Raw genomic sequence first — 5,375 nt, 5'->3', positions numbered from 1 at the left:
GCGCCAGAGCGGCCATGCCGCCGACGATCCACGGCGTGCGGCGGCCGCCGACATCCGAGCCGTAGCCCCAGCGCGGGCGCAGCACCTGCACCGCGTAGTGCAAGGCGACCAGCGCGCCCGGGACGATGGCGGGCAGCGCCAGCTCCACCACCATCACCCGGTTGATGGTCGAGGTCATCAGCACGACGACGGAGCCCAGCGCGGTCTGGACGAGGCCGAGACGGACGATCTGCGCCCAAGAGAACGAAGATGTGAATGACGATGAGGCGGGCGCGGCCATCACGGGGCTCCCACGAGCGGGCGGAGCGCGAAGGCGGAAACCAGCATGCCGAGCACGTAGAGGGTGGTGCCGGTGCCGTTGTACCAGGCGGCCTTCGCCCGCGGCGCGGCGAGCAGCCGGCGCATCAGCGCGATCTGCCCGACGAGCAGCAGCGCGACGATCGCGGCGTGCCACCCCCGGCTCCAGCCGTAGAGGAACGCGATCACGGCCACCTGCGGCACGGTCATCACGAGGCAGGCGAAGCGGGCGGCCCCGGGGATGCCGAGCTGGACCGGCAGCGAGCGGATGCCGGTGAGGGTGTCGCCCTCCACCGACTTGAAGTCGTTCAAGGTCATGATCCCGTGGGCACCGATCGAGTACAGCGCCGCGACGATCAGGACGCGGCGGTCGGGCACGGTGGCGGCCATCACGGCGGCGCCGGTGAACCACGGCAGTCCCTCGTAGCAGATCGCCACGGCGGAATTGCCCCACCAGCCGTTGCTCTTCAGGCGCATCGGCGGCGCGCTGTAGAGCCACGCCAGAACGAGGCCGAAGATCGCCGCGCCGAGGATCCAGGGCCCGAGCGCGGCGGCGACGAGGAGCGAAAGCCCGGTCCAGGCCCCGGCGACGTAGAGCCCCCAGCGGCCGGGCATGCGGCCGGACGGGATCGGGCGGTTCGGCTCGTTGATCGCGTCGACGTGGCGATCGTACCAGTCGTTGACCGCCTGGCTGGTGGCGCAGACCAGCGGCCCGGCGAGCACGACGCCGGCCATGATCACCGGCCATTGCCCGTGGGTGGATTGCCCCGACGAGACCACGCCGCAGGCGAAGGCCCACATCGGCGCGAACCACGTGATCGGCTTGAGCAGTTCGACGAGTGCGCTGGGAGCCGGTGTCGCCATGGTGCGAGGCTAGGATCTCGCCCTACGAGGTGTCAAGCAGAGATGACACGACAGATGATCGAAAACTTGGACACATGAAGGTAAGAGTAGTGCCAAGCTGAAACCAAGCGGGCGAGGTCGAACGCCGACGGACGGTCCATTCACGAGCGTTCCGGCGGCGGACGTCGCGATTCGCGGGTCGAGGCAGGCCGAGCGGATCGCGCTCAGGCGTCGGGATAGTCGGGCCCGTCGAGATCGCCGATGCCGTATCGGCGCAACTTGGCGTAGAGGCCCTGGCGACTGAGCCCAAGCATCTCGGCGGCCGAGGCCCGGTTGTCGCGGGTGATCCGCAGCGCCGCCTCGATGCAGAGACGCTCGATCAGGTCGGTGGTCTCGCGCACGAGGTTCTTCATCGAGACGCGGCCGACCAGCTCGGTCATCTGCTCGACCGAGCGCGGCAGCTCGTGCCCGCCCGACACCGCCGTCGCCACGGCACGGCGCGGCGTGCCGCGAATGGTGAAGCCGAGGCAGGGCGGGCGGGCGTTCGGCACGGCGACGGCGGCGATCTCGACCTCCTCGACGGATCCGAGAAGGCCGCGCAGGCCGGTGGCGAAGTGGCGGACCGAGCCGTGCTCGGCCAGCGTCGCGAACAGGGTCGCGGCCTCGGTCTCCTCGCGGCCGATCCAGCGGTCGATCAGCTCGCCGCGCGCCTGCTCCACGGTCGCGACCTGGGCGAGGTCGAGGAAGGCCCCGTTGGCGGTGAGGATCCGCCGCGACAGGTCGGTGACGACGAACCCTTCGGGAATGCCCTCGATGACGTCGAGGAGCGGGCCGCGCCGCTCGGGCGACGCGGCGTCGCCGATCGCGGAATCGCTTAGCCGCAGCAGCGCGCTCGCCGAGCTGCCCTGCCGGAACAGCGATGCCGAGATCCGCGCCTGCCCGCGGCTTCCGGCGAGCCGGGTCTCGAGATCCTCGGCCTTGCCGGTGGCGCGCAGGCCGGAGAACAGCAGCTCGATCTCGCGCCCGCTCGCCGCCTCGAACAGCTCGACCACGTCCAGCCCGAGGATCCGCTTCTCGGTGCGCCCGAGGAGCCGGACCGCGGCGGGGTTGACCTCGGTGACCCGGCGCGTGGCCGCGTCAACCACGAGCACCGGCTCGCTGCCGAGCTGGAACAGCATGCGGTAGCGGGTCTCGGCGCCGCGCAGGCGGAGATAGTCGCGCTCCAGCGCCTGCTGCGTCTCGACGAGCTTGCGCTGGAGCGAGGCCATGGCGAGCAGGTTGCGGCCGATCGCGATGATCGAGCCGTCCGTGCCGAGGCGCATCGCGGCGTAGCGGATCGGCAGGTCGTCGCCGGAGACGGACGGGTGGTTGACCTGCCGCCAGCGCGTCACCCCGTCCGGCGCGGCGTCGCGCAGCAGCGCATCGATCTTCGGGCGGCTCTCGACGGTGACGGTGTCGATCCAGCGCCGCCCGAGCCACGTGTCGCAGCCCTGGCCCGCGAGGTCCGGGGCGGCGAAGGCCGCGTCGCGGATGATGCCGTCGGCATCCACCACCAGGGACAGGTCGGTCGCGGCCGCGACGAGAAGGCCCGCCGCCTCTCCCCCGAGGGCCGACAGGGTCTTGCTCAGGGCTGCGGAGGGGTTCTGCGCAGCGTGGGTGGCCAAGCTGGTCAAGTCTCACCGCTTCGTGAAGTCGTCGATCGGGTCTTTCAGCAGGCTCCCGCCCTGAGATCAAGCATGAACTCGGCGGCGGCCACAGCACGACGCGCATCCGTGGCCGTGGCATCAGCACCCACGCGCTCGATATGCCCCGGATTGTCGACGAAGATCGGGCCGCCGACGAGGATGCGCACGCCGGGATTGAACGAGACCCGGCGCAGCTCGTGGACGGTCTTGGTCAGGGTCGGCAGAAGCACCTCGCAGCCGAGCGACAGGCCGATCACGTCGAACCAGGCGGTCCGCGCCTGGTTCAGGATCTCGCCCACCGGCGCGAGCGCCGTGCTCGTGACGTCCCAGCCCGCGTCGCGAAAGAACTGCTCGATCATCGACAGCCCGAACATGTGGGTCTCGCCGGGACAAAGGCTCAGGAGGATGCTGTGCCCGTCCCGGTGCCCTCCTGTTTCGCCGCCGTAGCGGCGCGCGAGGTCGTGCATGATCCGCTGCAGGCGGCCCATCGCGATCGTCAGCTCGGCGAAGTCGCAGAGGTCCTCCTCCCAGAGCACGCCGAGGTGCCGCGCGGTCGGCGCCAGGAGGTCGAGGAGCAGGCTGTCGAGGGCGAGGCCGTCGTCGACGAGCGCGGCGATGCGCGCCTCCACCACCTCGCCGGCCGGCGCCAGCACGAGGGAGGCGAAGGCCTCGATGTCCTCGGCGGTCGGCTTTCTCGGCCCCGGGCCGCGCGTCGACGCCTCCATGCGGTGTGCGAGCATCAGGCGGGGGATGATCTCGGCCTCGACCACGCGGGAGAGGTGACCGTGCCACCGATCGGACAATTGCTGCCGGCGCGGCGGCGCCTGCTGGTCGATCTCGCAGGCTGACGCCATCTCGCGAGCGAGCGCTAGGATGGCGTTTCGCCCCTCGGAGCGCCTCAAGTCATCCATTGGCCAACTCCAATGTCGCTGACGGCTTAATTGTATTCAAAATATAGCTTGGCCGGGGTTAGGATTCCCCGTGCCGTCGCCCTCTCCGGGACGACTTGACCTAGACGATACGCTTTCGAGGCGGCTTGGCAATGGTCGAATCGAATAAGAATGCTTCCCGTCATTGTCATACAGTTTTGACGTAAAGCGCGCTTGACACTTTTTGGCACGGTTTCTAGGCTTCCCCCAAGCCGCCCTCCCGAGAGGCGGCCCGCCGCAGCAGGGATGGGGTAAGGCTATGGGTCCCAGTGACCGGACGGCACGACCATCACTCTACACGTCGGCCGAGCGCGCCCGGCGCGACGCGACCCGCTGGACCCTGGTCCAGGGCCTTCTGGCCCCGCTTCAATTCCTCGTGTTCCTCGTCAGCCTGGGGCTGGTCCTGCGGACGCTGTCCACCGGGGAGGGCGAGGCCGCGGCCAACCTCTCGGTGCTGGCCAAGACCTTCCTGCTCTACGCGATCATGGTCACCGGCTCGATCTGGGAGAAGGCGGTGTTCGGCCGCTACCTGTTCGCCCCGGCCTTCTACTGGGAAGACGTGGTCAGCATGCTCGTGCTGGCCCTGCACACCGCCTACCTCGCAGCCCTCGGCTTCGGGCTCCTCGGCACGGCCGGCCTGATGTGGCTGGCGCTCGCGGCCTACGCCTCCTACGCGGTCAACGCGACGCAATTCCTGCTGAAGCTGCGGGCGGCGCGGCTGCAGGCGCCGCGGCGTCCGCGCCCCGTCGCCGGCACCGCGATGGTGGCGCGATGAACGCGCCCTTCCTCCCGCCGAGGACCGTCGCAGCCACCGCCGAACCCGGCTGCGGCGACGTGGCGATCCGGCAGGAGCGCGGCCAGCGCGCGGTGTTCTGCGGGCTGACCGGCATCGTCTGGCTGCACCGCAAGATCCAGGACGCGTTCTTCCTCGTCGTCGGCTCGCGCACCTGCGCCCACCTGATCCAGTCGGCCGCCGGGGTGATGATCTTCGCCGAGCCGCGCTTCGCCACCGCGATCATCGACGAGCGGGACCTCGCCGGCATCGCCGACATGAACGAGGAGCTCGACCGGGTGGTGCGCCGCCTGATCGAGCGCCGCCCCGACATCCGGCTGCTGTTCCTGGTCGGCTCGTGCCCCTCCGAGGTGATCAAGCTCGATCTCGGCCGCGCGGCGCAGCGGCTCTCGACCACCTTCTCGCCGGACGTGCGGGTGCTGAGCTATTCCGGCAGCGGCATCGAGACCACGTTCACGCAGGGAGAGGATGCCTGCCTCGCGGCCCTGGTGCCCGAGATGCCGCGGGAAGCGCCCGACGCCGCCCCGTCGCTGCTGGTGGCGGGCGCGCTCGCCGACGTGGTCGAAGACCAGTTCCTTCGGCTGTTCTCCGAGCTGGGCATCGCGAACGTCGCGTTCCTGCCGGCGCGCCGGGCCGGCGCGCTGCCGGCCGTCGGCCCGAGCACGACGTTCCTGCTGGCGCAGCCGTTCCTGACCGACACCGCCAAGGCCCTGGAGGCCCGCGGCGCCAAGCGCCTGTCGGCCCCGTTCCCGCTCGGCGTGGAGGGCACGACGCGCTGGCTCAGGGCCGCGGCCGACGCGTGGGGGGTGCCTGAGGGCCGCTTCGAGG

At 70.6% G+C, this 5,375-nt stretch carries 6 protein-coding genes; 2 read left to right on the top strand and 4 right to left on the bottom strand.

What is annotated here, in order from left to right; genetic code table 11:
* The 4 genes from FV223_RS19170 to FV223_RS19155 all read right to left on the bottom strand — a co-directional run.
* Window positions 1-280, bottom strand: a 280-nt coding sequence (locus tag FV223_RS19170; protein WP_147728499.1) for a PucC family protein, incomplete at its 3' end; no start/stop codon positions are given.
* Window positions 280-1,161, bottom strand: a complete 882-nt coding sequence (chlG, locus tag FV223_RS19165; protein ID WP_147728498.1) for a chlorophyll synthase ChlG — start codon at window positions 1,159-1,161, stop codon at window positions 280-282. The genes chlG and FV223_RS19170, both read right to left, overlap by 1 nt.
* Window positions 1,162-1,364: 203 nt before the next feature.
* A complete protein-coding gene (ppsR, locus tag FV223_RS19160; protein ID WP_147728497.1) occupies window positions 1,365-2,813 on the bottom strand; it encodes a transcriptional regulator PpsR in 1,449 nt (482 codons plus the stop codon).
* 35 nt (window positions 2,814-2,848) lie between these two features.
* Window positions 2,849-3,679, bottom strand: a complete 831-nt coding sequence (locus tag FV223_RS19155; protein WP_243932077.1) for a cobalamin B12-binding domain-containing protein — start codon at window positions 3,677-3,679, stop codon at window positions 2,849-2,851.
* Window positions 3,680-4,013: 334 nt separating this feature from the next.
* Between FV223_RS19155 and bchF the strand changes: the two genes are divergently transcribed.
* Window positions 4,014-4,529 (top strand): 2-vinyl bacteriochlorophyllide hydratase, encoded by a 516-nt coding sequence (gene bchF, locus FV223_RS19150; RefSeq protein WP_147728496.1) that lies wholly within the window; start codon window positions 4,014-4,016, stop codon window positions 4,527-4,529.
* The coding region (locus tag FV223_RS19145) for a ferredoxin:protochlorophyllide reductase (ATP-dependent) subunit N (protein ID WP_147728495.1) at window positions 4,526-5,375 on the top strand (850 nt) is incomplete at its 3' end. The genes bchF and FV223_RS19145, both read left to right, overlap by 4 nt.

Source organism: Methylobacterium sp. WL116, assembly GCF_008039455.1.
In the GTDB taxonomy this organism is placed as follows: domain Bacteria; phylum Pseudomonadota; class Alphaproteobacteria; order Rhizobiales; family Beijerinckiaceae; genus Methylobacterium.
This window is presented reverse-complemented; position numbering and strand designations above follow the sequence as displayed.